Origin of the sequence: Chryseobacterium sp. 2987 (genome assembly GCF_031456375.1) — a bacterium.
Classification (GTDB): Bacteria; Bacteroidota; Bacteroidia; order Flavobacteriales; family Weeksellaceae; genus Chryseobacterium; species Chryseobacterium vaccae.
Window position 1 is genome coordinate 543,485 of record NZ_JAVDUN010000001.1, and the last position, 25,979, is coordinate 569,463.

28 protein-coding genes are annotated in these 25,979 nt (G+C 37.5%); 15 read left to right on the forward strand and 13 right to left on the reverse strand.

The window, feature by feature from the left end; all coding sequences use genetic code 11:
* The first annotated feature begins 225 nt into the window (after positions 1-225).
* From J2Y40_RS02435 to J2Y40_RS02485, 11 genes are all read left to right on the forward strand, one after another.
* Positions 226-729: a GbsR/MarR family transcriptional regulator gene (locus J2Y40_RS02435; RefSeq protein ID WP_153393995.1), complete on the forward strand. Its 504-nt coding sequence runs from the start codon at positions 226-228 to the stop codon at positions 727-729.
* A gap of 152 nt (positions 730-881) precedes the next feature.
* Positions 882-1,826 carry a hypothetical protein gene (locus J2Y40_RS02440; RefSeq protein WP_309996556.1) on the forward strand — a complete coding sequence of 315 codons (945 nt, stop codon included), beginning with the start codon at positions 882-884 and terminating at the stop codon, positions 1,824-1,826.
* A complete protein-coding gene (locus tag J2Y40_RS02445; RefSeq protein ID WP_309996559.1) occupies positions 1,819-2,481 on the forward strand; it encodes a class I SAM-dependent methyltransferase in 663 nt (220 codons plus the stop codon). Before J2Y40_RS02440 ends, J2Y40_RS02445 begins: the two co-directional genes overlap by 8 nt.
* A 65-nt stretch (positions 2,482-2,546) precedes the next feature.
* Positions 2,547-2,921, forward strand: coding sequence for a hypothetical protein (locus J2Y40_RS02450; protein WP_153393989.1), 375 nt, complete (start codon positions 2,547-2,549; stop codon positions 2,919-2,921).
* Positions 2,918-3,730, forward strand: coding sequence for a DCC1-like thiol-disulfide oxidoreductase family protein (locus J2Y40_RS02455; RefSeq protein ID WP_153393987.1), 813 nt, complete (start codon positions 2,918-2,920; stop codon positions 3,728-3,730). Before J2Y40_RS02450 ends, J2Y40_RS02455 begins: the two co-directional genes overlap by 4 nt.
* A gap of 11 nt (positions 3,731-3,741) precedes the next feature.
* Entirely contained in the window at positions 3,742-4,524 is a 783-nt protein-coding gene (locus J2Y40_RS02460; protein ID WP_153393985.1) for a fatty acid desaturase, read from the forward strand.
* A 3-nt stretch (positions 4,525-4,527) separates the two neighbouring features.
* Positions 4,528-4,983, forward strand: coding sequence for an SRPBCC family protein (locus J2Y40_RS02465; protein ID WP_153393983.1), 456 nt, complete (start codon positions 4,528-4,530; stop codon positions 4,981-4,983).
* A gap of 30 nt (positions 4,984-5,013) precedes the next feature.
* Positions 5,014-5,724 carry a DUF2071 domain-containing protein gene (locus J2Y40_RS02470; protein ID WP_309996569.1) on the forward strand — a complete coding sequence of 237 codons (711 nt, stop codon included), beginning with the start codon at positions 5,014-5,016 and terminating at the stop codon, positions 5,722-5,724.
* Between the two features lie 82 nt (positions 5,725-5,806).
* Entirely contained in the window at positions 5,807-6,706 is a 900-nt protein-coding gene (locus tag J2Y40_RS02475; RefSeq protein WP_309996571.1) for a TIGR01777 family oxidoreductase, read from the forward strand.
* A 20-nt stretch (positions 6,707-6,726) separates the two neighbouring features.
* Positions 6,727-8,199, forward strand: coding sequence for an alpha-L-fucosidase (locus tag J2Y40_RS02480; RefSeq protein ID WP_309996573.1), 1,473 nt, complete (start codon positions 6,727-6,729; stop codon positions 8,197-8,199).
* A 134-nt stretch (positions 8,200-8,333) separates the two neighbouring features.
* Entirely contained in the window at positions 8,334-8,597 is a 264-nt protein-coding gene (locus J2Y40_RS02485) for a hypothetical protein (protein WP_309996577.1), read from the forward strand.
* Between the two features lie 68 nt (positions 8,598-8,665).
* On the opposite strand, the gene J2Y40_RS02490 is transcribed toward J2Y40_RS02485, so the two are convergent.
* Positions 8,666-9,556 carry a hypothetical protein gene (locus J2Y40_RS02490; RefSeq protein ID WP_153393975.1) on the reverse strand — a complete coding sequence of 297 codons (891 nt, stop codon included), beginning with the start codon at positions 9,554-9,556 and terminating at the stop codon, positions 8,666-8,668.
* 280 nt (positions 9,557-9,836) lie between these two features.
* On the opposite strand from J2Y40_RS02490, the gene lpdA reads away from it, so the two are divergent.
* Positions 9,837-11,225: a dihydrolipoyl dehydrogenase gene (gene lpdA, locus J2Y40_RS02495; protein WP_309996582.1), complete on the forward strand. Its 1,389-nt coding sequence runs from the start codon at positions 9,837-9,839 to the stop codon at positions 11,223-11,225.
* A 72-nt stretch (positions 11,226-11,297) separates the two neighbouring features.
* Here the strand turns inward: lpdA and J2Y40_RS02500 are convergent, their stop codons facing one another.
* A complete protein-coding gene (locus J2Y40_RS02500; RefSeq protein ID WP_153393971.1) occupies positions 11,298-11,540 on the reverse strand; it encodes an Ada metal-binding domain-containing protein in 243 nt (80 codons plus the stop codon).
* 457 nt (positions 11,541-11,997) lie between these two features.
* On the opposite strand from J2Y40_RS02500, the gene J2Y40_RS02505 reads away from it, so the two are divergent.
* Positions 11,998-12,798, forward strand: coding sequence for a patatin-like phospholipase family protein (locus J2Y40_RS02505; protein WP_153393969.1), 801 nt, complete (start codon positions 11,998-12,000; stop codon positions 12,796-12,798).
* A 39-nt stretch (positions 12,799-12,837) separates the two neighbouring features.
* Here J2Y40_RS02505 and J2Y40_RS02510 read toward each other — a convergent pair whose 3' ends face one another.
* From J2Y40_RS02510 to J2Y40_RS02540, 7 genes are all read right to left on the reverse strand, one after another.
* Positions 12,838-13,125, reverse strand: a complete 288-nt coding sequence (locus tag J2Y40_RS02510; protein ID WP_153393967.1) for a hypothetical protein — start codon at positions 13,123-13,125, stop codon at positions 12,838-12,840.
* Between the two features lie 41 nt (positions 13,126-13,166).
* Entirely contained in the window at positions 13,167-13,610 is a 444-nt protein-coding gene (locus tag J2Y40_RS02515) for a hypothetical protein (RefSeq protein ID WP_309996585.1), read from the reverse strand.
* A 50-nt stretch (positions 13,611-13,660) separates the two neighbouring features.
* Positions 13,661-14,701 carry a hypothetical protein gene (locus tag J2Y40_RS02520; RefSeq protein WP_309996589.1) on the reverse strand — a complete coding sequence of 347 codons (1,041 nt, stop codon included), beginning with the start codon at positions 14,699-14,701 and terminating at the stop codon, positions 13,661-13,663.
* Positions 14,702-14,706: 5 nt separating this feature from the next.
* Positions 14,707-15,408 (reverse strand): ABC transporter ATP-binding protein, encoded by a 702-nt coding sequence (locus tag J2Y40_RS02525; protein ID WP_153393962.1) that lies wholly within the window; start codon positions 15,406-15,408, stop codon positions 14,707-14,709.
* Positions 15,409-15,489: 81 nt separating this feature from the next.
* Positions 15,490-16,062 carry a hypothetical protein gene (locus J2Y40_RS02530; protein ID WP_153393960.1) on the reverse strand — a complete coding sequence of 191 codons (573 nt, stop codon included), beginning with the start codon at positions 16,060-16,062 and terminating at the stop codon, positions 15,490-15,492.
* 666 nt (positions 16,063-16,728) lie between these two features.
* Complete coding sequence (locus J2Y40_RS02535) at positions 16,729-17,424, reverse strand: LytTR family DNA-binding domain-containing protein (RefSeq protein WP_153393958.1); 696 nt, start codon at positions 17,422-17,424, stop codon at positions 16,729-16,731.
* Positions 17,417-18,481: a histidine kinase gene (locus tag J2Y40_RS02540; protein WP_309996596.1), complete on the reverse strand. Its 1,065-nt coding sequence runs from the start codon at positions 18,479-18,481 to the stop codon at positions 17,417-17,419. The genes J2Y40_RS02535 and J2Y40_RS02540 overlap by 8 nt, the downstream gene beginning before the upstream one ends.
* 182 nt (positions 18,482-18,663) lie before the next feature.
* On the opposite strand from J2Y40_RS02540, the gene J2Y40_RS02545 reads away from it, so the two are divergent.
* On the forward strand, positions 18,664-19,827 hold the full coding sequence (locus J2Y40_RS02545; RefSeq protein WP_309996599.1) for an acyltransferase: 1,164 nt from the start codon (positions 18,664-18,666) through the stop codon (positions 19,825-19,827).
* A gap of 60 nt (positions 19,828-19,887) precedes the next feature.
* On the opposite strand, the gene J2Y40_RS02550 is transcribed toward J2Y40_RS02545, so the two are convergent.
* From J2Y40_RS02550 to J2Y40_RS02565, 4 genes are all read right to left on the reverse strand, one after another.
* Entirely contained in the window at positions 19,888-20,289 is a 402-nt protein-coding gene (locus J2Y40_RS02550; RefSeq protein WP_153393954.1) for a copper resistance protein NlpE N-terminal domain-containing protein, read from the reverse strand.
* A 139-nt stretch (positions 20,290-20,428) separates the two neighbouring features.
* Positions 20,429-21,559, reverse strand: a complete 1,131-nt coding sequence (locus tag J2Y40_RS02555) for a hypothetical protein (protein ID WP_153393952.1) — start codon at positions 21,557-21,559, stop codon at positions 20,429-20,431.
* Positions 21,556-23,202 (reverse strand): helix-turn-helix domain-containing protein, encoded by a 1,647-nt coding sequence (locus J2Y40_RS02560; RefSeq protein ID WP_309996604.1) that lies wholly within the window; start codon positions 23,200-23,202, stop codon positions 21,556-21,558. The genes J2Y40_RS02555 and J2Y40_RS02560 overlap by 4 nt, the downstream gene beginning before the upstream one ends.
* Entirely contained in the window at positions 23,162-23,389 is a 228-nt protein-coding gene (locus J2Y40_RS02565) for a hypothetical protein (protein ID WP_309996608.1), read from the reverse strand. The genes J2Y40_RS02560 and J2Y40_RS02565 overlap by 41 nt, the downstream gene beginning before the upstream one ends.
* Before the next feature lie 196 nt (positions 23,390-23,585).
* Between J2Y40_RS02565 and J2Y40_RS02570 the strand changes: the two genes are divergently transcribed.
* The gene (locus tag J2Y40_RS02570; RefSeq protein ID WP_309996610.1) at positions 23,586-25,871 is read left to right on the forward strand and encodes a fibronectin type III domain-containing protein; all 2,286 of its coding nucleotides are present in this window, start codon (positions 23,586-23,588) and stop codon (positions 25,869-25,871) included.
* The last annotated feature ends 108 nt before the right edge of the window (positions 25,872-25,979 follow it).

Sequence of the window (25,979 nt, forward strand, 5' to 3'; positions counted from 1 at the left end):
TAAGAATTGAAGGTCATGGTAAAACCTTGCTGAAAATCTTTGATTTTTTTTTTGCGGCTTAAAAGAATCATCATGGTCTAAAACCCTTGCACCACTGCGTTTTTCTAACATTCATTCATTTAATAACAGACAAAAAGAGAAAGAAAATAAAATTAATTTTCAAAAATTATTGAAAATTCAAAATATTTAATTAGATTTGTAACAGAAATTTAAAAGAAAGAACAAATGCAGCTTTCAGAAGCAAAAGAAAAGTATATACAGACGTGGGGAACCTTTGCTACCAATTGGGGGATCAACCGTACCATGGCTCAGGTTCATGCATTGCTTCTGGCGAACGGAAAGCCGCTTTCTACTGATGAGGTAATGGAGCAGCTGGAAATTTCAAGAGGAAATGCCAATATGAATCTCCGGGCTTTAATTGACTGGGGAATTGTAAGAAAAGAGCTGATCAAAGGAGACCGGAAAGAATATTTTGTTGCAGAAAAAGATGTCTGGTATCTGTTTAAGCAAATCACCAAAGAACGTAGAAAAAGAGAAATTGATCCTGTGATTGCTTTTTTGGAGGAGTTGAAAAACATTGAAGACAAGGATTCTGCCGAAGCAAAAGAATTTATAAAGCTGATGGGGGATTTCAGTTCAGTAACCAATAAGATCAGCAATATTATGGATCTGGCGATAAAAAGCGACGATCACTGGCTGGTAGGGAAGATCACCAACCTGTTAAAATAGAAGAGGATATTCATCCTTTTTTATTTCAGATTTGTTTTCAAAAATTACTGAAAGTATAAAATAAATAAAAATTATGAAAAGTTTAATCATTCATTTATTTCTGATCTTTTATTTTGTAAAAATCTGATTTTTAAAACTTAAAAACAAAAGCCATGACAAAACTATTTGAAAAACATCTTTACCTGCTGGTTTTCACCATCATTGCCCTGATTATTATTGCCTGGTTCCTGTTGATAGAAAATGGGAGCTATGGAATTACACTGTTCCTTACCATTCCTATTTCTATTGGATTTATCATTGGATATTTAAAGTATTTTAAAGACTTCAGCATAGGAAAGATTCTTACGATGTCTGCAAAAATTGCAGGAGGTCTGGTCATTTTATCCGTTATTCTGATTGTTTGCGGTATAGAAGGAGCCATTTGTATCATTATGGCACTTCCGTTTATCGCTTTTGCTGTACTGGTAGGATATTCTGTGGGATTAATCCTTGGAAGCCTGGATAAAGCAAGGTATACCGGCAGTGTTCTCCTGTTTTTTCTTATCATTAATCCGGCTTCCTATATTTTTGATACGTATACAGAACCCATCCAGGATACAGTGACTACAGAAATGATTGTCAATGCTCCTTCAGAGAAAGTATGGCAGCTGTTAAGTACCGAAGTTAAGTTCAACAAACCTGATTTCGTTTTATTTGAAAAAGGAGTAAGCTATCCTCAAAGCATAAAATTGACGGAACATAACGGCAAGTCTGTTTATACCTGTACAACCAATAATGATAAGATCAACCTGAACATTAATGAATTCATAGACAACAAAAAAGTGAAATTTTCCCTTGAAAATCAAACTATTCCTATGAAGGAGGTAAGTCCTTATGAAGATATTGATGCCAAACATTTACATGATTATTTTATTGTAGATTACGGTGAAATTTCCCTGGAAAAACTTTCAGAAAACAAAACAAAAATAACTGCGAAAACCCAGTACAGCTATAAAATTGCTCCACAATGGTACTGGAAAAAATGGTCCAATTATATCCTGGATAAAATGCAGGGGCACGTATTGAATTCCATTAAAAACCAATCTGAACATGACTGATCTGCAAACCTATTTTAACCACATCCAGCCAAAATATTATATCAACGAAATCGCCTCCTTAGGTTTTACAGGATTATTCAGAAAAATGGCGGTGAGAAAAGTGAAAAATTATAGTGATAAAAGGGTACTGGACCTAATGAGCGGGCAGGGAGAAAATCTAAGGTATATTCAAAAGCCTAATAAAAATACCCATATTGTAACCCTTGATTTTTCTTCAGCCATGAACAGGAAATTATCCTCAGAGTTTAAAGAACGCTACTCTATAAAGCAGATTGAAAATGACTTTTTCAGCAACGGGATTCAGGATCGTTCCATAGACATTATCCTGTGTTCTTACGGAACAAAAACCATTGAAAAAGAAAAAGAACAGTTTTTCGTAGAAGAACTTTCGAGGATCATTGACAAAAACGGGGAGATCATCATTGTAGAATTTGTGAAACCCAAAACTCCATGGAGATTCAGCTGTGTGAAATGCTATATCGAAATATTTGTTTCAAAGATCTTTGGAAAAGAGTTTAAAGAATTATTTCATTATATCAATCAGTATGAAGGTCTTCAAAATCTTAAGGAACATTTTATCAGTGAAGACTTATCGGTTCTGACTCATAAAAGATATCTGGATCTTATTGAAATCCTGCATGTAAAGAAAATGTAATACCAATTGAGATACAACACCAATAAATCAAAAGGTGAATTTATTAATTTTTGAAATGAATCACGATGAAAACGTTTACAAAGATTGATTATTTTGTTCAGATCTTCGCCCTGGTAGTGGGATTCCTATCTTTAATTAACGGATTTCAGGATATGGGAGCTTTACGTTTTTACTTTATTGTGGGAGGCTCACAGCTGATCAGCTTTCTGATAAGGCTGTTTTTAAAAGAAAAAAAATCTCCGGGATATATTGCCTACGGAATACTCATTCTCCCGGTCTGGATGATTTTGCTGGTCTTTTTTCTGTTTGGAAATACCATTAAATATCCTGGTTTTCTACTGTATGTATTAATGTCTTCTCTGATATACAGCCCGGTTATGACTGCTATATACATTTACTACTGCTATAAAAAATATCAATTCTATAACTCAGAATCATGAAAACCTTAAAAAAACATACCCTGATCTACGACAATGAATGTCCGATGTGCAGCATTTATTCCAAAGGTTTTACCAGTTGCGGCATGCTTGATGAAAACGGCCGGGAAGCATTTACGGAGTTAAGCTTAAAAAACAGAAAACTGATCGATTTCCACCGTGCCAAAAATGAAATTGCATTAATCAACCAGGAAAATAACAAGGTTGTGTACGGCCTGGACAGCCTGCTGCTGATTATCGGAAATTCATTTCCTTTGTTGGGAAAAGTGGCAAGAATACAGCCATTGTACTGGGTTTTCAGAAAAATGTATTCTTTTGTTTCCTACAATAGAAAACAGATTATTCCTTCACAAAAAGATCATACGGAACAGGCCTGTACTCCTGATTTTAACCTGAAATACAGACTGGCTTACATGGTTTTTGTAGTCCTGTTCTCATCTACTGTTCTAAGTATATTTTCTGCAAAACTGGGATTAGGCATTGGTCAGAATTTTTGGAGAGAATTAATGATTTGTTTAGGACAGATCGTCTGGCAGGCCTTATTTTTAAAAGCTTATTTAAAAAACCGGATCTGGGACTATCTGGGAAATATGATGACCGTTTCCCTGATCGGTACGCTGCTTTTGATCCCCGCCTTATTGTTGAATCTGACCTCTGTTTCTGCCATAATTTATTTTGGAATAGTCGTATTCACTATGTTCCTGGAACACCTGAGAAGATGCAGGGTTTTAAAACTAAGCCTTCTCCCGACCCTTTCATGGATGATATTCAGAATGACCGTTTTAGCCTTACTTATTCTGCTTAACCTTTAAAAAACTAAAAAATGAATCATGCCGAACTCATCAAAAAAGTAGAATGGAAAGACCTGAAATCTCTTTCCACAAAGGAAATGCTGATTGAAAATAATATCAGTCTTCCATGGTTCTTTATTTCGCTGTTTCTGGCTTATCACGGATATTACTGGGCAGCCCTTCCGTTTTCGGGATTTTATTTTCTGACTGCTCTCAGACAGGTTCACAACGGTTTTCACAATTCGCTCGGAACAGGGAAATTCCTCACCTGGCTGTCCATGTATCTCAACAGTATTTTAATGATGGCTTCTATCCACGCAGTAAAATTCAACCATATAAGACACCATAAATACTGCCTTTCCGAAGAAGATTATGAAGGGAAATCTGCTTCTATGAAATGGTATGAAGCCGTCTTGTATGGTCCTAAGCATATGTTTCTGATTCACTGGGTCACTTTCAGGCTGGCCAATAAAAATTACAGGATGAAAATGATCTTTGAACTGATTTCAATCGTCGTTTTTGCAGCAGTAGCCTTTTATTTACAGATTCATTTCCTGATCTATCATATCCTTGTGATGATCTTCGGAGAATTTTTAATGGCTTTTTTTGCGGTATGGACGGTTCACCACGATACCCATGAACATCCAAATGTGGCAAGAACCCAGCGCGGATTCTGGAAAAATAAGCTCACATTCAGCATGTTTTATCATATGGAGCATCATCTGTTTCCGGCAGTTCCTACCATTAAGCTGCCTGAACTGGCGGCACGAATTGATAAAGCCCTCCCTGAACTGGATAAAAAACAAACCTTTTAAAAGATGGAAAGAATCTATTTAGAAACCCTGATCAAAGCAGATATTCAGAAGGTATTTGACCTTGCAAGAGATATAGATCTGCACCAGAAATCTACAGCAGGAACCCATGAGAAAGCAATTGCAGGACGGACTTCCGGACTCATTGAAGAAAATGAGACAGTAACCTGGAGAGCAAAACATCTGGGAATTTACCAGTCTCTCACTTCAAAAATCATCAGTATGGAAAAGCCTTATCACTTTACAGATACCATGCTGGAGGGAGCTTTTAAAAGTATGAAACACCAGCATATTTTTAAAGTTAAAAAGGAAGATACCCTGATGGTCGACATTTTTGAGTTTGAATCACCATTGGGAATAATAGGGAAAATGTTCAGCAAATTTTTTCTTAAAAGCTATCTCAGAAAATTTCTGCTCCAACGGAACGAACTCATCAGGAAAGCTGCAGAGGGAAGTTTGTAAATCCTATTTTAACCATTAAAACCTAAAAAAATGAACTTTTTAAAAGCAGAATGGCGTAAACTGGCCATCATCAATTACGATATCAACCCTGAAGTTCTTTTAAAATACCTGCCAGAAGGTACTGAGCTCGATTTTTATCAGAATAAATGCTATGTAAGCCTGGTCGGATTTATGTTCCTGAATACTAAGCTGCTTGGCCTTCCTATTCCGTTTCACCGAAATTTTGAAGAAGTAAACCTCAGATTTTATGTAAAAAAGAAAGAAAACGGAATCTGGAAAAGGGGAGTGGTTTTCATTAAAGAAATTGTTCCCAAACCTGCCCTCAGCTTTGTAGCGAATTCCGTTTATCAAGAAAATTATACCACGATGCCGATGAAAAATAAGATGTATGAAAAAGATAATGAGCTGCTCATTCAATATTCATGGAAAGACAAAACCTGGCATTCCATTGAAATAACTGCAGAAAACCAACTTTTAAAAATGGAAGCCAATTCAGAATTTGAATTTATTACCGAACATTATTACGGATTTACCAAACGGGAAAATAGCACTTCGGAATATGAGGTCTGTCATCCGAAATGGGATCATTATCGTGTAAAAGATCATCAGCTGAACCTCTGTTTCAGCAAAATATACGGAACCGATTTTGAATGCTTAAACCATCAGAAACCTGCTTCCGTAATGCTTGCGGAAGGATCAGAAATTCAGGTGAAAACAAAAAAACACCTCAGAAAAATCTGAAAACCCTCTTTGGAAACCAGTATCTAAATTCTTAACCGCTAAACCTTGAACCCTAAACCTTGAACTTTAAACCCTAGATCCCATGAAAATCATCATAGCCGGAGGAACCGGATTCCTCGGAGAAAACCTTGAAAAATACTTTACCGAAAAAGAAGATCAGGTATTTATCCTGACCAGAAATCCGAAACGGAAAAATGAAATCTACTGGAATGCATCAGAGTTAGGTGAATGGCAGAATGTTCTTGATGGATCTGATGTGCTGATCAATCTCACCGGAAAATCTGTTGACTGCAGATACCACGACAAAAACAAAAAAGAAATTTACACTTCAAGGATCAACAGTACGAAAATCCTTCAGGATGCTATTAACCAGTGTAAGATAAAACCTAAAATCTGGCTGAATGCAAGCTCTGCAACCATTTATACCCATTCCGAAACTCAGCTGAATACTGAAAAGAACGGAATTATCGGAGACGATTTTTCCATGAATATCTGCAAAAGCTGGGAGAAAGAATTCTTCAGCGTTCAGAATGAAGAGGTAAGAAAAGTTGCATTAAGAACTTCTATTGTATTAGGCCGTAACGGTGGTGCTTTCCCAAAATTGAGAATGATTACAAAGCTAGGGCTGGGCGGAAAGCAGGGAAGGGGAGAACAAAAAGTAAGCTGGATTCATATTGATGATTTCTGCTGGGCTGTAGATTGGATCATCAGACACGAAGATATTTCAGACGTGATCAATATAACATCCCCTGAACCCGTTTCCAATAAAGAATTGATGGCAACAATGAGGAAACTGCTGAAAGTCCCTTTCGGATTAAACGCTCCGGTCTGGCAACTGGAAATAGCCTCTTTATTCTTAGGAACGGAAACCGAATTGCTGCTCAAAAGTAGAAATGTATACCCTGAAAAAATGATGAGAAGCGGTTTTCAGTTTACCTATTTCAACCTTGAGGCGGCGTTGAAAGATCTGTTCAGAAGTTAAACTTGCCAATTAATGAAGGGATGATTAAATTAGCAGAAAACGAATCCTTTATGCTCATCAAACAGAAGTCAAAGACCTTTTTGCTGTCGTCATTTCTTATTTCGTCTGTGCTTTTTTCTCAGGCGCACAATGTTTCTGAGGGCTACGTTAAGCCGGATGATCCTCTTGTGGTACAGAATCTGGAACAGTGGCAGGATCTTAAATTCGGACTGTTTATGCATTGGGGAACATACAGCCAATGGGGAATTGTGGAAAGCTGGAGCCTTTGCCCGGAAGATGAATCCTGGACGCAGAGAAAGCCGGAGCATGGAAAATCATATAATGAGTACGTGAAAAACTACGAAAACCTGCAGACGACCTTTAATCCCATCGGGTTCAATCCTCAAAAATGGGCAAATGCTGCAAAGAAGGCAGGAATGAAATATGTGGTATTCACTACAAAGCACCACGACGGATTTGCCATGTTCGATACCAAAGAATCTGATTATAAAATTACTTCTCCCAGAACTCCTTTTTCAAAAAATCCCAAAGCGGACGTTACCAAAGAGATCTTCAATACTTTCAGGAATGACGGATTTAAGATTGGGGCTTACTTTTCAAAACCCGACTGGCACTCCGAAAACTATTGGTGGCCCTATTTTCCGCCAAAAGACAGAAACGTCAATTACGATCCCAAGAAATATCCCGAAAGATGGAATAGCTTTAAAAAATTCACTTTCAACCAGCTGAATGAGATTACTTCCAACTATGGTAAAATTGATATTCTATGGCTGGACGGCGGCTGGGTAAGACCTTTTCACACCATTGATCCTGCAGTGGAATGGCAGAGGACCATTAAAGTAGAACAGGACATTGACATGGATAAAATCGGGAAGATGGCGAGGAAAAATCAGCCGGGAATTATTATTGTAGATCGCACTGTTCCCGGAAAATGGGAAAATTACATAACTCCTGAACAGGCCGTTCCTGAACATGCCCTTTCTATTCCCTGGGAGAGCTGTATTACGATGGGAGATTCCTTTTCCTATGTTCCCAACGACAATTATAAATCTTCCCAGAAAATCATTGAAACCCTAATTAAGATCATATCCAGAGGAGGTAATTATCTGATGAATATTGCTCCCGGACCCAATGGCGACTACGATGCGGTGGTCTATGACAGGCTGAAAGAAATTTCCAACTGGATGGAAAAGAACCAGTCTGCAGTTTTTGCTACGAGAGGTATTGCCCCCTATCATGAGGGAGATCTTTACTACACCCGGAGTAAAGACGGCAAAACGGTAAATGTTTTTCATATCAGTGAAAAGGCAGAATATAAAGCTCCAGCAAACCTTACATTCTCAGTTCCCGAAAACTTTAAACCGAAAACTTTACAGATCTTAGGTATTCAGTCAACAATAGAATGGAGGCAGAACGGTGATAAGATTGAGGTGACAATACCACAGAACAGAACAGCATTACAATACGCTATGGTTATTCAAATGAAGAAATAAGTGAACAGAAGATTAATCGTTTTAAGCCAGCCCTGAGAGATAATCCAGAAATTGAATTTATCTTTGGTATGGTATATGTACATTTAGAGTAAATCAGGATTAATTTAATTAAATTCTCTAAAAATGTAAATATCATGAAAAAGTTATTTATTTCAACCGTATTGCTATTAGGTTTGTCTATGAATGTTTTTGCTCAGGAACATCCTCCGGTTCCTCCGCATCCTTCAAAAAGTGAGTTGATTAATCACAAAATGAGTGAGCTGGATAAAAGATATAAAGCCGAAAAGAAGCTGATTCAGAAACACCCTCTTTTAACCAAAAAGATGAAAAGAGCACAATTACAGGCACTCAATGAAAAATATCAAAGCCAGAAACAGCTGCTTAAAAGAATGAAATAACGCAGGTTTTCCATTAATAAATAAAAAGAGCAGGCGAAAAGTCCTGCTCTTGTATTTTATATAAGCTTTTAATACACCTTTCTGGCCAAAAGAAGATTAAGGAGAAATGTTCCTGTCCAGTTACTGTTGTTGGATCCGTTGTTCCCGATAAAGTCAATACGGGCTACCGAAACCGTAAGCCGGGTTTTTCCGCCCGGTCCGCTATTGGCTAGACTCACAAAAGAAGCCGTAAACACGTCCGGAAAACTAGAATTATTTCCTGCGGTTAGGATAGGGTACATATTATTCACATTGAATGGAGGCCCCTGATATTCATAAACAAGAGTCATTCTGCTCGCATTTGAGTAATCCGCTGTATGTGCGTAAGGTGTAGAGGTTTTACTGATTATCCACCACGCGTTTGTTCCTGTTCCTGTATCATATGTACTGACATTATGATTAATCCAGTCCGCCACAGGGGAAGTTCCGTCTTTATGCGGAGGAATAGAAAGCTGAACTCCAAAAATCTCAACATTGTTAGGCTTAGGCAATACCGTGAACGATAAATCCCAGGTTCCTGCAGTAGTATTGCTGTTATTCACCACTTCTGCGTAAGCTCCTGTGGGAATGGTGAAAGAAGTGACGGGGTTGTTGTCTACTCTCAATGTATTACCACTGGATGCCTGAAGAGTAATATCGAAGGCCGATATATTTTTGATTTTATAAATCCTGCCCGTAAAGCTGGAAGTTCCTGCTCCGATTACCGGAAGCGTAAATGTGGTATTGGCAGATCCGTTATAGGTAAGATAATGATCTGTCGCGATAATGCTGTACGATACTGCAGTAACCTCTTTGTAATGGGCCCCTAATGACCCGTTGATCATTAAAGTACTGTTGGGTGTCTGAGTATTAATACCAACTTGTGCTTTTGAAAAAATACCCCAAAGTAAAATGAGGGAAATAATAATCTTCGTTTTCATATTTTTATATTTAACACTAAAATATGAAAAATTACGCTATTATATTTGTTTATAGGATGTTAAAATTTATTTATTAATAATAAATCCCATTTATGGGATATGCTGAAAAGTGAAATATACTAAAATTAAATCTCTGTGTTTAAAACAAAAACAGGAGGTTTCCTGTTGTATTTTAAGCCTGTTATTGATAAAACAGGATTTGTGTTCAGTGAAATATGGAACAGCAGACCATGAAACATCAAAATTTTTTCCTTAAATTCGCATAAAAATTTTTAAAATAATGAATTACGATATTATTGTCATTGGAAGTGGTCCTGGTGGATATGTTACTGCAATCAGAGCAGCACAGTTGGGTTTCAAAACCGCAATTATCGAGAAAGAAAATTTAGGAGGAATCTGTCTTAACTGGGGTTGTATTCCAACGAAAGCTTTATTGAAATCTGCTCAGGTTTTTCATTATATTAACCATGCTGAAGATTATGGATTAAACAAAGTAGAAGCAAGCTTTGAATTTCCCAATGTAATCCAGAGAAGCCGTGGTGTAGCCAGCAAAATGAGCAAAGGAATCGAATTCTTGATGAAAAAGAATAAGATTGATGTAATTCTTGGTACTGCTAAAGTTCAGAAAGGTAAAAAAGTTTCTGTTACAGACAAAGACGGTAAAGTAACCGAATATTCAGCAAACCATATCATCATTGCAACAGGAGCACGTTCAAGAGAACTGCCTAACCTGCCGCAGGATGGTAAAAAAGTAATCGGATACAGACAGGCATTATCTCTTCCTGAGCAGCCGAAATCTATGATTGTTGTAGGTTCCGGAGCTATTGGAGTAGAGTTTGCTGATTTCTATAATACCATGGGAACTAAAGTAACGGTTGTGGAATTTATGCCGAATATCGTTCCCGTAGAAGATGAAGAAGTTTCTAAGCACTTAGAAAAATCTCTTAAAAAATCCGGAATCGAAATTATGACCAATGCTTCTGTAGAAAGCGTTGATACAAGTGGAGAAGGAGTAAAAGCCAATGTGAAAACTGCAAACGGAAACATTACACTTGAAGCTGATATTCTGCTTTCTGCTGTAGGTATTGCGGCAAACATCGAAAACATCGGTTTAGAAGAAGTGGGAATCCAGACAGATAAAGGAAGAGTACTGGTAAATGAATGGTACGAAACTTCAGTGCCAGGTTACTATGCAATCGGAGATATTATTCCTACTCAGGCATTAGCTCACGTTGCTTCTGCTGAAGGAATTACATGTGTTGAGAAGATCAAGGGAATGCATGTTGAAAAAATCGATTACGGAAATATCCCGGGATGTACATACTGTCACCCTGAAGTAGCATCTGTAGGTCTTACAGAAAAACAGGCTAAAGAAAAAGGATACGAGATCAAAGTAGGTAAATTCCCTCTTTCTGCAAGTGGTAAAGCTACTGCGAACGGAAATACGGACGGATTTATCAAAGTAATCTTTGATGCCAAATACGGCGAGTGGTTAGGATGCCACATGATTGGTGAAGGGGTAACAGATATGGTAGCTGAAGCTGTAGTAGCAAGAAAACTTGAAACGACAGGCCACGAGATCATCAAATCTATCCACCCGCATCCAACAGTATCTGAAGCGATCATGGAAGCAGCAGCAGCAGCTTATGGTGAAGTGATTCACATCTAATCTTTTATAAAGATAAACTCATCATAATAGAGCCCGGATTTATCCGGGCTTTTTTAATGGATAGAACTTATTTTAGTTCAAAGATTTCCATTGTTTGTAAGCCTCCTTCATGCAGTGTCCGCAAGGGCGGAACCCGTTTTGTAATGCTTCCTGCTCAGAAGTGAAAAATACTCTGTTTTCTTTGTAAAGACGCTTCCCCGAGCGGCATCCCAGCCGTCCGTAAATTTTCAGCTTCATATTACCTCCGAAACAGATTTCTCCCTGCCTGATGAGACTTCTTAAAACAGGATCCGGAATTTCAGAATGATTAAGCATAGTTGATAACGGTTTTAGTTTAATATTTAGAAATAAAAAGATAAAGAATGCAGTATCCTTGCCGATTGATAAGGGAAGCTTAGCTAATTTTAATCTCAGTTCGGGATAAGAATATCTGATGGATGCAGGTTTGAAGCTTGATGATGGAAGAAGGAAGTTTTGAAAGTCATTAAGAACAAATATTGATCTGTTTTTATTTAATTTGATTTTCTGGTAGCTTTCAATACGTATAACTAAAAAGTAACCTCCATCCTCCTTCTTCCAACCTCAACCTCCAACCTTTTACATTTAAACTCCTTAACCCGAAGTCAGGTTAATCTTATATTCCGAATCAAATTTCTTATTTTTCGACGAACACTGCAATCCGGAATGAGTTCCTCTGTTAAAATAATGGTAAAATCTGCATATTTAGAAAAATTAACCTGATTTTCTCGCGGTCTTTTCTTACATTTATTCTATGAATTTTGAGAAAGTAGGACTTGTTTTGTCAGGAGGTGGTACCAAAGGAATTGCCCATGCCGGAGTGTTGAAATTCTTGAACGAAAAAAATATTGAAGTAGACGTCCTGTCGTGCTGCAGTGCAGGTTCTATTGTGGGATGTCTTCATGCTGTAGGAAAAACTCCCGAAGAAATTCTTGAATTCTTCAATTCAGTTTACTTTTTCAATTGGAAACATTTTGCTTTTAATCAGCCGGGGCTGGTTTCCTCCGTTATTTTCAGGAATTATCTTAAACCTATCTTCCATGATATGAAGTTAGGGGATTTGGATATCAAAGTAAAGATTGTAGCCACAGAGCTTGTTTCCGGAACCCAGAAAATCTTTGATGAAAATTTCGAAGTCGTAGACGCTATCATTGCATCCTGTTCCATTCCGGGTATTACAACCCCTTATATTATTAATGACCAAATGTATTGTGATGGAGGGGTATTGAATAACTTTCCCGCTGATATTATCCGCGATGAATGTGACAAGCTAATCGGTGTTTTTGTATCTCCACCTAATGACATTGATATCAAAGACCTGAAATCAATTAAAGCTATTGTTTCCCGTTCCTATGATCTTCTTTCCTACAGGATTGAGAAAATAAAATTTGATTACTGCGACTGGTTCATTTCCTCACAGCAACTGTCTACCTACGGAACTTTTGAACGAAAAAAAGACCGTCTGGACCAAATCTTCAACATCGGGTACAGAGCAGCCGAAGAAAGCTTTGAAACCAGCCGTTTTCATACAGAGCTCAGAAAATCCGGGACCTAATATAATCCTGACTTCACCGCGAGCTGCTGATTCGTTTTTTTATCCCACGATATTCCCCCACATAAAGAGAGTACAGATCAATGTAAAAATAATGGTGATCCAGGCAATAAACGCTGGAATCTCCCAAAAGTTCCGCGGGGAAGAATTTTTATAAAAAAGAACATAAAATAGGATCAGTATGACTGTATTGGCAGCAGCAAGAATGATCAGTTCAATAAATGCAGCCGGTATCTGGGTGCTTCCATTCTGATAGGTATAGTAAAGATGTCCTGTGCTTAATAGCTGCAGTAGTACTGTTAAAGCCGGAAGTATCAGTGATTTATTCATTGCAGGTATAAAAAATCCTGCATAGCAGCAGGATTCTTTCTTTATTTTTTCACTACAGTTCCATATTCATTTACGATCTCCTGGTCATTATTATCTGTAACCGTTAAAGTATAAGGAGGTTTTTTTGCAGAATCTGTCAAGTAATTTCTCCAGACCTGGTACGTATAGCCATTATTGTTAAAAACGATGGAATAATTGCCTCCACTACCGTCAGGAACCAGTTCACCATCGCTGATGATCATATGAGGTTTAGTGGTGATGCTGGAATTCGCTCCCCATGATTGGTACAGATATTTGCCATTGGGCTGTTTATCAATTCGGATCTTAAACTTTTTGGTCTTGATGATTACTGTTTTGGGAACCTGCTGGAAAAAGCTGTGAGAAGCTGTATGGCTAAGCGTTAATGCTCCGTCTGCAGGATTTTTAGCGTTCATGAAGGAAAACTGGGCAACGCAGAAAATTCCTAGTACAATTTTTTTGGTCATTTTGTATTGGTTATTGTTGAGATTAATTGCCCATCAAAAATAAAGCCATTTTATATTAAAATGGTTTCCCGGATCCAGCTGTCCAGCTCGTAATGATGTTTAATAGTTTTTGAAAACCATCCGTAGCTTCTGTATTTTTCTACATACTGCCGGGAAAAGGTCAGAAGGTTTTTATTATCATTGAAAAGATTTATATTGATATTAGTCCTCAATGCTTCAAAACGCTTATCCAGCCATGTTTTATCTTCCGGAGATCCCGACTTATGATGCCTGATCAGAATATTGATAATTCCCGTGTCGATTCTTTCGGATGACCTGAGAATTCTGTCCAGTTCAGCAGTCAGCATTTCATCATCTGTAAATTTAATTTCAGGAATATTTTCGTCATCATTCTGAAACAGGTGTTCAAATTCATTATCATTGAGTAGAAGACGGGCATCGTGCATCAGATCCCGGACTGTTTCATAACCTTCGTTCTCTTTGTGGATGAAAATGGCAGGAATATCCATTTTCAGGCGGATATAGGCTTCTATTTTATGATGGCCGTCCAGAATAAAGGAAGTGCTCATTTCAGGGTCTGAATAGTAAAGATGGCAGAATACCACTGCTTTGGGGCACGCTCCTTTCCGGATAAGGTCCATATAATAGACAACTCTTGCTTCATCAATACTGCTGCTTTCCAGAGTAAGAATATGATCGAAATCCTTAATAGGATAAAACCAGCCTGAAAAAAAATCACTATTAGATTGCACCTTATCAGCAGGTAAAGATCTATAGGTGTGGAAATCCGTATTGTCAAACGGCATATTTCCCAGATATACTTGATAGGTCCCGTTTTCAAAAAGTTGCAGGAAATCCTGAATGCCGGTCATTATTTCTTCTTCTGTACCATCCATGAGAGCCCGGTTAAGCTGATCGGCCATACTGATCTGTTCTTCTTTTGAAAGTTCAGATACAGCATAGTATTCACCCACACTGCCTCTGCAATCAGGCCAGTTGACAGCAACAGGACGCCGTATGCTCAGGCAGCTGGCAAAACCATCAAACACAAGTCTGATAATTCCCTGTCCGTTGGTAACAGAAAATTCCATGATAATTATGAAACAGCCGTATAGCTTGCAAAAGCTTCTTCCAGGCTGTTGAATCTGCCTTTGAACTCATCAATAGGGCAGTCCTGAAGAATTACCCCTTTATGAATCAGAATAACCCGCGAACATAATGCTTCTACCTCCTGCATGATGTGGGTAGAGAGAAGAACAGTTTTCTGCTGCCCGATTTCTTTCACAACATTCCGGATCTCAATAATCTGATTAGGATCAAGACCATTGGTAGGTTCGTCCAGAATCAGTAAATCCGGCTGATGGATAATTGCTTGAGCAAGTCCTACTCTTTGCTTATATCCTTTGGATAGCTGTCCAATCTTTTTTGATTTTTCAGGAGTAATGCCTACCAGCTCGATCACTTCATCTACTCTGGATGCCGGGATTTTATGAATATTGGCTACAAACTGAAGATATTCTTTGATGTACATCTCCAGGTACAGCGGGTTGTTTTCAGGAAGAAAACCTATTTTTCTTTTGCAGGCAATTTCATTTTCAGCAATATTCATTCCGTTAAAGATAATTTCACCCTGATCAATTTTCAAAGCACCGACAATGGATTTCATCAGGGTAGATTTTCCCGCACCATTGGGTCCGAGAAGTCCGATGATTTCATTTTTATCAATAGAAATGTTGATCTGGTCAAGTGCGGTCTGTTCGCCAAATTTCTTGGTCAAATTGATTATCTGAAGCGGCATAATAGGTATTGTCTTTCTGCAAAAGTAAAAATAAAAAAACTCATTCAGATGAATGAGTTCAGTAATATTGAAAAAATATGTTTATTTTTTTGATTTTTTGTTTTTATTGCTGCTGTTTGAAGCGGGTGCAGCAGTAGATGCCTGGTTCGCAGCAGGCTTTGAGGTATTAACCTGATGAGTGGGAGCTGCAGGCTTATCATACATCGTATATTTTCCGTTGGTTCTCCCGAAAACCTTTTCCATCTGTTTCTTCGTTAAAAACTGCGATTTTCCTACATACTTACGGTTTTTGTTAATGTACTGGATAAACTGCATGGTTGGCTGGCCATAGTTTTTTTCGTAATGAAGTTCAATAATATCATTGGGAAGCTCCAGTACAACATTTGCTTCCGGAACTGTTGTAAAGCCTTCCATAATAAGGGTATACAGGCCAGAAACATCACCATCCAGATTCTGAAAAGAAAAAGACCTTATGGTATTCAGGTTACTGGTATTCAGATCCTGATAGTTGATGGTAAATTTATCATCTTTTTTATATAAACCTACGGAATTATCTTTGCCAATTTCCACCAAGCTTTCATTTTTCAGCACTTTAATCTGTGAGAAAACTGAAATGCCGAATATACATGTAATGAGTAGAAGTATTTTTCTCATGTGGATGAATTTTAATGTTTTATAAATTGGTGTACTAAAATTACTAATAAAAATGCTGATGGGCAACTTTATTCCTTCAGGCAAAAATAATACTTTTTTTTAATATCCATAGGAGCTTGCGCATAGATGTTATGTATGTCTTCGTATGGTCACTGCTTTGAAAATCAGGTTTTTATGGGTGAAAAGTTAAATTTTACTATTCGGCCAGCTTAGTAATATAATAGGGTTGTTTGTGATGTAAGTTATTTATATACAGTGTTTAATGTGTGTAATGATAATTTAGAATAAAATCTATAAAAAATTAATATATTATCTGCACTACGGGAATATATCGTTTTTAAGATCAGTAAAAAAGCCAATACTCACCGCATTGGCATCTTCTTTACAGAAACATTAAATTTAATTATAAACCTCTATTCTATTAATGTTGAGGAAATTTTTATCAGTGTATTTTAGTATTTAAAATTTCTCATCATTTGTTTTTTTGCTTTAACTAATGCTTACTACTGTTTGAGGGTGTCAGTTCAGCTTATTTCCCTATGTTAAACTATTGTATAAAATCCCACTGTAGCTTTGTAAAACAGGATATTTTTTGCTTCTAAAATTTTCACTAAATATATAAAAATACCTTTAAGTTTTGCTGTAATCCCTCAATAATGCTACGTTTTATAATAAACGTTTCTCAGAAAGCTTCGCAATAAAAGCATCGAACTCATTTTTGTAGCTTCTTCCTACAGGAACCGTATAAGGGTTCAGTACAACTTCCTGATTGCTAAAAGCCGTTATATAATTGGAATTGATCATAAACGACCTGTGGATTCTAATAAAACCTTTATCAGATAAAGCTGCTTCCAGATCTGTCATCTTGTTTTTGGAAATGAAACTTTCATTATTGGTTAGAAATGTTTTTACATCATTTCCCTGGCTTTCAAAATAAATAATTTCCCGTACTGAAATTTTCCGGCTCATTCCTTCTGTTTTGAAAATAATAAAATCCTCTTCAGAATCTTTTTTATCCCTTAAAATACGTTCCACAGATTTGAAAAAACGTTCAAAAGTGATGGGCTTCAGAAGATAGTCTACGGCTTCCAATTCGAAACCTTCCAGCGCAAAATCACGGTAAGCAGTAGTGAAAATTATTTTAGGCCGATGAGAAAGAGACCTTAAAAAATCAATTCCGTTTAAATGAGGCATCTCGATGTCCAGGAACATCAGGTCTACTGATTTTGTTTGCAGCAACTGATAGGCTTCCATCGCATTTTCTGCTTTTCCAATCAATTGGAGGCTGCTGATTATGGCAATATGTTTTTCCAGCAGGGAAGAGGCTAAAGGTTCGTCATCTACAATGATACAGTTAATCATAGGCCGGAGGAGTTTTTATTTCAGCTTTAAAAATATTGTTTTCTTTTGAAACATTGAATACAAATTGACTCTGATAATGATGCCGGAGCTGCTGTTCAATATTCTGTAAACCGATTCCCTGAGTTTCAGCTGTATTCCTGTTACTTTGGCAGGTGTTTTCTATTCTGAATATTGAATACCCGTTTTCCATCTGTACTTCTATTCTGATTTTTGTCTGTCCGTAAGCTGTGGCAGAACTATGTTTGAATGCATTTTCAACCAAAGTAAGATAAATCAAAGGAGGAATAATTCCTGTACAGTCGGGTTGTATGGTTTGGGTGATCTTTAGTCTTCCTTCATGGTAACGCAGACTTTCGAGTGCAATGTAATCACCAATAACCGCAAGCTCTTCCGAAATAAGAATTTGATTTTTAGGAGCTTTGTATAGAATATAGTCAAAAATATGAGCAAGACGATTGATGGATTCTGATGTTTTTTCAGATCCGATTAATGAAAGGGAATAGATATTATTCAGCGTATTGAACAGAAAATGAGGATTTAGCTGGGATTTCAAAGATTTCAGTTCCAGTTCTGCTTTTTCTTTCTGTAATATCAGGGTGTTTTCCTTTTCGTCTTTATATCGTATAAAAAACATGACAGCCGTAAACATAAATGTCCCGCTGACAATCGGAAAGCTGTAATGTGGTAAAAGATACCCAATGTCTGTAAAAATACTGATCAGGCTGTCTTGCGGAATTTTCATGAAAAAAGGTTCAGCTCCATAAACAATGAAGAGTTTGTTCACAACAGAAATAAGATAAATGCAGATTAGAAAATATAAGGAAAACTGAAGGTATTTTTTAGTGTCAAGGAATTTACGGACCAGAACATAATAAATGAAATTGGCTCCTGCGATCTGAAAAATCCAGTGGCAAAAGTTATAAATAATCAAATTATGGAATGCTCCCTTTTCGTATTCACTGTAACTTCTGGCTGTTCCGAATAAAAATAAGGCAGTCCAGAAGAAAAACTGAAAATATAGGTTCTTTTTGAGGGGATTTTCTGATGCAGCTTTCATTATTTTCAAAAATATAAAATCCGGATACAAGATGGGTGAAATTCCTGTCAAAATATTCAGATTGATGATGGAAGGCAGAGATTGTCATCCAGACAACATATCCAACCGTCTGCCTGTCTTAGCCTGTTATCTGCAGTTTCTGTTAAAAATGAGTTTCAGGCAAACGCATATTTGCAGGAAAAATGGTTATAGAAAACTCATCAGACAAACTTCATGGATTGGATCACCTGCGGGCATTGGCTATCGCATTGGTATTACTATATCATTACCGCGCATTTAAACATCCGGAATGGATTGATATTGTCGGACAATTCGGGTGGACGGGCGTTGATCTGTTCTTTGTGCTCAGCGGGTTTCTCATATCAGGTCAGCTGTTCAGAGAAATAGAAAAGAAGGGAAGGATTAGCTTAAAAACATTCTTTACCAAACGTTTCTTCAGAATCATTCCTCCCTATGTTTTTACGCTTTTCCTGTATTTCTGTATTCCTTTTTTCCGGGAAAGAGAAGCATTATCCTCTTTCTGGAAATTCATCACATTTACCCAGAACTATGGCCTGGATGTTATCAATAGGGGAACGTTTTCCCATGCATGGTCTTTATGTATTGAAGAGCAGTTCTACTTTTTCCTTCCCTTGCTGCTTCTGATTACTCAAAAAACAAGATTATTCAGGCATATGGTACTATTATGTATGTTGCTTATTGTTTTTTCATTGACAGCCAGGGTTATAGCTTGGAAGGAATATGTTATTCCGGTTATTGATTCCCCAGATTTCTGGAAAAACTGGTATATGAATATTTATTATCCTACCCATACACGGCTGGATGGTCTTGCGGTTGGAGTTCTTGTCGGTTTTCTGATGAATCATTCAACAAAGACTAAACGAATGGTTCACCATAACGGAAATCTACTTTTTGTACTGGGAGTTGTACTGTTATCCCTTTCATTTTGGTTTTGCAGAGATCAGGTTTCAGAAATGGCTTCTATATTCGGATTTACTTTTGTGGCATTGAGCTATGGTATAATCGTGATGGCTGCGGTTTCGGAAACTTCATTCCTGTTCAGAACAAAATCTTATATTACATCCCAGCTGGCCGGATTGTCATATGCGGTTTACCTTTCTCATAAGGGAATTATTCATATGGTCCAGTTTCTTCTTGAAAAGCTGAATATTCAGTCTTCAGATAATCTAAGTCTTTTGATTTGCCTGTCAGGCTGTATTGCAGGAGGACTGTTTTATAGATTAATTATTGAAAAATCCTCTGCAAAACTGAAGAACAGGATTTTAATACAGAAAATAAGCAACAAGGAGAGGTGTACTGATAACATCAATTCAACGCAGCCTTAAAAATAGAAAACACCCTAAAAAAGTATTCCTGGGGTGTTTTATAAAAATCTAATTATTATTTTACTGTAAAATTAAATTGTATTCGGAGCCTGATGTCTGTGTAGTCCAGGCACTTCCGCTGTTCATCTGGATCGTTTTGCTGTTAACGATGGAGAATGTTGTTACCCTGTCGGCAATATCTTTATAAGCGAGAATTATTTTTTTAGAGCCTTCATCATATTTCCATGTGCCGGTGCTGGACATAGGATCTGTACTCCCCGGTATAGTTTCCTGCAGAGTAAAAGTCTGATCCGGCTTGAACGTAATAACTACATTTCCGGAGGGCGTTTTCCCTGCATATTTTCCTGATTTAAATGTCGCAGCTGTGGTAGTACTTCCGTTTTCAGACGTTTTCACAGAATTACAGGAAACAATGAATCCTGTTAATAAAATGAAAACAGTGGCTGTTAAAATCTTTTTCATAATGATGGATTTTTAAGGTACGGTGTCAACCGCAGCGCTGTTATAGTTTTATTATCAGCTAAAATAATGCCAGAAACCGTAATTGTTAATAGCAGAAAACAACGTTTCTGAAGGATCAAAAGCCCGGGCTCAGGTTAATCTAAGATCTGAGAAGCTTCTGAATTTCTTTCTGATCATTTTTATTACGCCTTCTTATTTTTAAAATCATCATAATAAGCACGCTGAGAATAACCAATCCTGTTACCATTGAAATAGCAATAAGATAATTATAATGGGAGATTAGCTCACTGTTCTTTTTTTCGGTTTCTATGGTATGGGCATCAATGGCATGGTTAATGGAACTTAGCTCGCTTTGTTCCCTTTTAAAACGGGTTTCAATATACTTTTTGCTGTAGTTCTGATAATGGTTCTGTTCTCCCATCGCCAGGTAATTATCTGCCATTTCTTTGTAAATTCCTTCATTCAGGGTAAGATCTCCTGATTCTTCTCCCAGCTTCTGTGCTTTAAGCAGCAGGTCCAGAGCTGCCTGATTCTGGTGCTTCTGTTTGTGTACTTCAGCCAATCCTTTTAAGGCAAAAGCCTCCAGACTTTTGGCTTTGATCAGGCCAGCAAAATCCATCGATCTCATAAAGGCAGGCTCTGCTTTTTCAGGCTGGTTGAGATTGAGATAGCAGTATCCAATATTATAATACATGATACTCTGGTTAAAAAAGGTGGTCTTCTTTTCTTTCACCTTTTCAAAGTTTTTCACGGCAATTAAGAATTCCTGAAGTGCAATTTCAGGATTGGACTGGCTTTTATAGATCATTCCCCGCAGAGCATAGCTTCTGGCAGTTTCAAAATATTTAAAAGAAAGCCCTTCGGGAAGTCTGGCCAGATATTCGTCTGCTTCATCCAGTGTTTCAAGGCTTTTACTATAAAGCTCCATTTGTTGGAACTGAATGGCAGCCGAAATAAAGAAGGTGGTCTGTACCTTGGGATCATTGGTTTTCCGAACCAGTTCTCTGGCTTTTAGAATATGTCTGAGTGATTCATCAAAGTTTCTTTTGGCAATTTCTGCCGTGGACAGAAGCAGGTAGATTCTGATGGATTTATTAACATCTTTCTCTTTTTGAAGTAGTTTTTTTCCTATACTGATTGCATTGTCCGGATTATTGTAGATCTCCTGGTTAGCCTTTTTGATCAGGGAATCATCAGAAATGTTCTGCCCAAACAACAAGCCTTGACAGAACAGTATTATAAACAGGAAAATTCTGGCCGCTAGTTTCATAATCTTTTATTTTTAATGATTTCCTGGATATAGGTATTAGGAGACATCCCTGTTATAGATTTAAAAACGTTTGTAAAGGCACCGTGCGAAGAAAATCCCGAATGCTCTGCAAGATAGCTTACCTTGTAATTGAGATAAGCGGGGTCGGTCTTTAGCAAATGCGCAATATGGTTAATTCTCAGTTCGTTAATGTAGCCATTGAAGTTTTTTTCTTTATGGTTATTAATGACCTCCGACAGATACTTTGTATTGATCCCAGTCTGCGCAGAAAGGACCGAAATAGACATATTCTTGTTCAGATAATTATCTGTCTGCTCCCATTCTTTCAGCTTTTGAAGAATTTCGTCTTCCTTTTCTTTGGAAATTTTCGGCGGATCTTTTTCCTGAGGTTTATTTACCTTTTGGGGTTCATCTTTCGGACCTTCTGTTTTAAGGGGTATTGCATTTTCCCTCTCTTTCAGCTTTTCAAAAAATACGAGCTGCTTTTTCAGGTCTTTACTTCTTCCAGATTCATATAAAAAATATCCTCCTGCTGTTATAATAAAGAAAAGGATAACGGTAGTAATAATTTTGAACTGGCTGAGTTTGCTTTGTCTCTGAAATTCAATGTCTTTGTGATGGTAGTTTTCAACCAGTTTTACAATATACTGTATTCCCTCTTTTTTACTGGAATCAATTTTGGTTTTCAGCTCCGTATAAAGGTTATTGTAATAATGATACTTTTCATCGTTATTGAGAGCCAGATAATTTTTGGCAAACAATTCGTAAAAAATAACTTTCATATCGTGATAAGGCAGCCCTTCAATCTTTGAGAAACCCTCATCAAGATATTTTACAGCAGTTGTATAATCTTCTTTCATGAAAAAATAACGGGATATACTTTCATACGCAAAAGCGGCGAGAAAAGCATCATTTCCATGGCTTTCAATATCCTGTATTACGAGGTCCAGCAATTTTTTTGATTCTTCCAATTTATTAATCCTCATCAGAAAAGTAGCACGGAAGATGATATTTTCTTGGCTTATAATCCGGTTTTCTTCATTATTTCCGTCGAGATACCGGTCACTTTTATCAAGGAGCTGAAGCGCTGTATTATAATTACGGGTAACTCCTGAGTTGATGGCCTGCAGCTGAAACAGTTTGGCAATAGTCATCCTTTCTTTCAGATGGCTGCTTTTTAAAAGCTCACGGTCAGCCAGAACCCTGGTGATTATTTTTTGAGACTGTCCGTATAGTCCCAGATTCTGATATTGGTCGGCCAGATTATAATCCCCGAACAGCTGGATAAAGTGGGAGAGGGTTTCGTTTGGGTTTTCATCTTCCTTTTGATTGGAGATATTCACCGCCTGAACATAATTTCCCTGGAGAGCATAAGCCTGTGAAATGATTTTTCTGAGAATAATTTTATGCTCAGGATTTTTATCACTGATCAGAAGACTCTGTGAATAGCTGATACAATCCTCCGGATTTTGATACAATTTCTGAAAAGCTTTGTCCGTCGAAATGCTAAAATCCGGACCGGTTTGCCCGCCAATAAAAATAGGGAACAAGGCGATGAAAAATAATATCCAGACATTACTTTTCAGTATTTTTTGCAGCAGATTATTTCTTTTCTGCTTGTTTTCCTTTGATATTCCTGGCATTTGCCTTTTTTAAGGGTTGTTTTTCAACTGTTTGATTATTAGATTTTTGCATTTTAAATTCTTGTAAAATGAATGAATTCTGCAAGCCAATCTCTTTATAAGAGGCAAATATAACGCTAATATTGTTTAAACCTTTACGCTGATTGAAAATATTAGACTTATCTGGAGATTTTAATGAAATTATCATACTTATCCGGTGTTATAGTTGTAAAAAAAACAATGGTGTTTCCGTGATGGTTTAATAAATAGATAAACTCCGGAGCTTAATGCCTCCTGTTCTTTTTAAGATAACAGAATCCGGGTAAATGATATGAATAAGATCCTATTGATGATCATAAATTCTTCAACAGAACAATACATTCTTAACTCTAAAAAAATAAAAAATGAGAAAGCATTACCTCTTATGGATGATTTTACTTCTTCCGTTTTTACAGCTGAATGCACAGACGTACTGTACCCCGGCCAGTGGAGGAACAAATTCCACCTATTATCTGAAAAATGCTGTTTTTTCAGATCAGGGGTCCTTTTACTATGATGCAGCAGCCTATCAGGCTTATGTAAACAATTCTGCGAGCCATATCGTGACTTCCTATCCCGGAGGAACAGTGAAAGTACATCTGGAATTTGCAGGAAGCGGAACCAAATCTCTGGTATGGGTAGACTGGAATGCCAATGGAGATTTTAATGATTTCTATGAAAATCCAATAGGAACATCTGCTTATTCCTTTGTGGATGATCAATTCTTTATTCCACCTGCACAGGCTCCGGGAATTTACAGAATAAGGGTACAGACGGGAACAAACCTTAATACTGCACCCAACCCTTGTGGACCTAATGCCGGTAACAATGGAAACTTTGTAGACTTCAGCTTAAAAATTGAGGCTGCTCCAACCTGCTTTGTTCCTTCCGCTCTTACCTCAAATAATGTAACAACGAATACAGCTTCTATTTCCTGGACAGCTCCTTCCACAGCACCGGGAAGTGGTTACGAATATTATTATACCTCTTCTCCAACTGTTCCGGATGCTTCTACGACAGCTTCGGGATCAAGTACAGCAACCTCTGCTTCTATCAGTGGACTGGATCCTTTTACCACTTATTATTACTATGTAAGATCGGTTTGCAGTACATCCAGTAAAAGTGCATGGTCATTAAGAGGAACATTTAAAACAAAATGCAGCCCTATGACCTATATGTTTGAAGATTTTGAAAATGCGACAGCAGGGGCGAATTACGTTGTAGACTGTTGGGAGAGAATAATAACAGGGACTGGTTATCAGGCTATTAGTGGTACAGCTGGTGTAAATGGTACAAAAGCGATGAACCAGAATACCAGCGGTACAGCCAATGCTGTAATTGCAGTCCTTCCGGCATTCAGTAATGTAAATGCGGGAACTCACTGGCTGAGATTCAAAGCAAAAACGGCGAGTAGTGCAGCAGGTCTGCTGGATATCGGATATGTTACCAATGATACGGATGCTTCTACTTTTGTAAACATTCAGTCAGTAAGTGTAGGCAATACAGCATATGACGGATATGAATATTCGGTAGTTATTCCGAGTACAGTTCCTGCCAATGCAAAACTGGCCATAAGAAACGCTGGTGTTCCGAACAACAGTCTGTATTTTGATAATGTTTATTGGGAGCCTAAGCCAACATGCATAACTCCGTCTAACGTAGTATTATCAGGTGTTACCAGTGCCTCTGTTACTATTGGCTGGACCGCTCCGACACCAGCTCCTGCATCAGGATATGATATTTATTACAGTACAAGTAATACGGCTCCTGATGCTTCTACACCGCCAAATGCAACCGGAGTAACGGCAAATCCTTATACAGTGCAAGGCCTTAACTCTGCAACAACCTATTATTTCTGGGTAAGAGCAAGATGCAGCACCACAGACCAGAGTGCATGGACCAATATTGTTTCTGCATTAACACTTTGTGCCCCGAAAACAGCACTCTTTGAAAATTTTGATTCTTATAATGCCGGTCTTATTACAAATGTTCCATGTTGGGGAAGATTGGTTACAGGAACAGGAAGTGTAAATATCAACGCAACAGGAGCTTATTCAGGAACAAAACATATTATGCAGAGACCTGTTACAGGATCTTCTATGGCTATCTTACCTGAATTGAGTAATATTAATGCAGGAACACATTCACTGAGATTCAGAGCTTATTGCAGCGCAAATACAGGGGTGATGCACATCGGATATGTAACTGATCCAACGAATATCGCTTCATTTGTATTGATTCAGAATGTAAATATTAACAATACATCCTACACAGGAGCGAGTGAGTACAGCATAGCGGTTCCTAATATGGTTCCTGCTAATGCAAGACTTGCCATATTTATAGATGGTGCCAATCTTAATTATTATTACGATGATATATCCTGGGCACCAACTGTTGCTTTGGGAGTGAGTGAAATAGCAGCAAAACATGATATTGTTATTTATCCTAATCCGTTTACAGATACGATTACTATCTCAGGAGAGGTAGCACTACAATCGATTTCAGTATATGATATTTCAGGGAAATTGGTGAAACAGATACAGTCTTCTGAAAAAATAGTTTCATTACACGAGCTTAACTCAGGAGTGTACATGATTAAATTAATCATGAAGAACGGAACTTCGAAAACCATAAAAGCAGTTAAAAAGTAAATAGGTTGTCTGTCATCATAAAGCGGTGATACTTTTTTCACCGCTTTTGGACAGATCGGTCATTTTTCTATGACAATTCCATCCTTTTAATTTTCAGACAGTACAGAC

What these genes read in the sequence shown, in the direction of transcription:
- J2Y40_RS02535 (WP_153393958.1), bottom strand. Translation starts at nt 17,424, where the DNA reads ATGATTAACTGTATCATTGTAGATGACGAACCTTTAGCCTCTTCCCTG.
- J2Y40_RS02435 (WP_153393995.1), top strand. Translation starts at nt 226, where the DNA reads ATGCAGCTTTCAGAAGCAAAAGAAAAGTATATACAGACGTGGGGAACC.
- lpdA (WP_309996582.1), top strand. Translation starts at nt 9,837, where the DNA reads ATGAATTACGATATTATTGTCATTGGAAGTGGTCCTGGTGGATATGTT.
- J2Y40_RS02460 (WP_153393985.1), top strand. Translation starts at nt 3,742, where the DNA reads ATGAATCATGCCGAACTCATCAAAAAAGTAGAATGGAAAGACCTGAAA.
- J2Y40_RS02520 (WP_309996589.1), bottom strand. Translation starts at nt 14,701, where the DNA reads ATGGAATTTTCTGTTACCAACGGACAGGGAATTATCAGACTTGTGTTT.
- J2Y40_RS02500 (WP_153393971.1), bottom strand. Translation starts at nt 11,540, where the DNA reads ATGCTTAATCATTCTGAAATTCCGGATCCTGTTTTAAGAAGTCTCATC.
- J2Y40_RS02490 (WP_153393975.1), bottom strand. Translation starts at nt 9,556, where the DNA reads ATGAAAACGAAGATTATTATTTCCCTCATTTTACTTTGGGGTATTTTT.
- J2Y40_RS02455 (WP_153393987.1), top strand. Translation starts at nt 2,918, where the DNA reads ATGAAAACCTTAAAAAAACATACCCTGATCTACGACAATGAATGTCCG.
- J2Y40_RS02545 (WP_309996599.1), top strand. Translation starts at nt 18,664, where the DNA reads ATGGTTATAGAAAACTCATCAGACAAACTTCATGGATTGGATCACCTG.
- J2Y40_RS02465 (WP_153393983.1), top strand. Translation starts at nt 4,528, where the DNA reads ATGGAAAGAATCTATTTAGAAACCCTGATCAAAGCAGATATTCAGAAG.
- J2Y40_RS02550 (WP_153393954.1), bottom strand. Translation starts at nt 20,289, where the DNA reads ATGAAAAAGATTTTAACAGCCACTGTTTTCATTTTATTAACAGGATTC.
- J2Y40_RS02555 (WP_153393952.1), bottom strand. Translation starts at nt 21,559, where the DNA reads ATGAAACTAGCGGCCAGAATTTTCCTGTTTATAATACTGTTCTGTCAA.
- J2Y40_RS02530 (WP_153393960.1), bottom strand. Translation starts at nt 16,062, where the DNA reads ATGAGAAAAATACTTCTACTCATTACATGTATATTCGGCATTTCAGTT.
- J2Y40_RS02540 (WP_309996596.1), bottom strand. Translation starts at nt 18,481, where the DNA reads ATGAAAGCTGCATCAGAAAATCCCCTCAAAAAGAACCTATATTTTCAG.
- J2Y40_RS02475 (WP_309996571.1), top strand. Translation starts at nt 5,807, where the DNA reads ATGAAAATCATCATAGCCGGAGGAACCGGATTCCTCGGAGAAAACCTT.
- J2Y40_RS02445 (WP_309996559.1), top strand. Translation starts at nt 1,819, where the DNA reads ATGACTGATCTGCAAACCTATTTTAACCACATCCAGCCAAAATATTAT.
- J2Y40_RS02515 (WP_309996585.1), bottom strand. Translation starts at nt 13,610, where the DNA reads ATGACCAAAAAAATTGTACTAGGAATTTTCTGCGTTGCCCAGTTTTCC.
- J2Y40_RS02485 (WP_309996577.1), top strand. Translation starts at nt 8,334, where the DNA reads ATGAAAAAGTTATTTATTTCAACCGTATTGCTATTAGGTTTGTCTATG.
- J2Y40_RS02560 (WP_309996604.1), bottom strand. Translation starts at nt 23,202, where the DNA reads ATGCCAGGAATATCAAAGGAAAACAAGCAGAAAAGAAATAATCTGCTG.
- J2Y40_RS02565 (WP_309996608.1), bottom strand. Translation starts at nt 23,389, where the DNA reads ATGATAATTTCATTAAAATCTCCAGATAAGTCTAATATTTTCAATCAG.
- J2Y40_RS02525 (WP_153393962.1), bottom strand. Translation starts at nt 15,408, where the DNA reads ATGCCGCTTCAGATAATCAATTTGACCAAGAAATTTGGCGAACAGACC.
- J2Y40_RS02450 (WP_153393989.1), top strand. Translation starts at nt 2,547, where the DNA reads ATGAAAACGTTTACAAAGATTGATTATTTTGTTCAGATCTTCGCCCTG.
- J2Y40_RS02505 (WP_153393969.1), top strand. Translation starts at nt 11,998, where the DNA reads ATGAATTTTGAGAAAGTAGGACTTGTTTTGTCAGGAGGTGGTACCAAA.
- J2Y40_RS02570 (WP_309996610.1), top strand. Translation starts at nt 23,586, where the DNA reads ATGAGAAAGCATTACCTCTTATGGATGATTTTACTTCTTCCGTTTTTA.
- J2Y40_RS02510 (WP_153393967.1), bottom strand. Translation starts at nt 13,125, where the DNA reads ATGAATAAATCACTGATACTTCCGGCTTTAACAGTACTACTGCAGCTA.
- J2Y40_RS02440 (WP_309996556.1), top strand. Translation starts at nt 882, where the DNA reads ATGACAAAACTATTTGAAAAACATCTTTACCTGCTGGTTTTCACCATC.
- J2Y40_RS02470 (WP_309996569.1), top strand. Translation starts at nt 5,014, where the DNA reads ATGAACTTTTTAAAAGCAGAATGGCGTAAACTGGCCATCATCAATTAC.
- J2Y40_RS02480 (WP_309996573.1), top strand. Translation starts at nt 6,727, where the DNA reads ATGATTAAATTAGCAGAAAACGAATCCTTTATGCTCATCAAACAGAAG.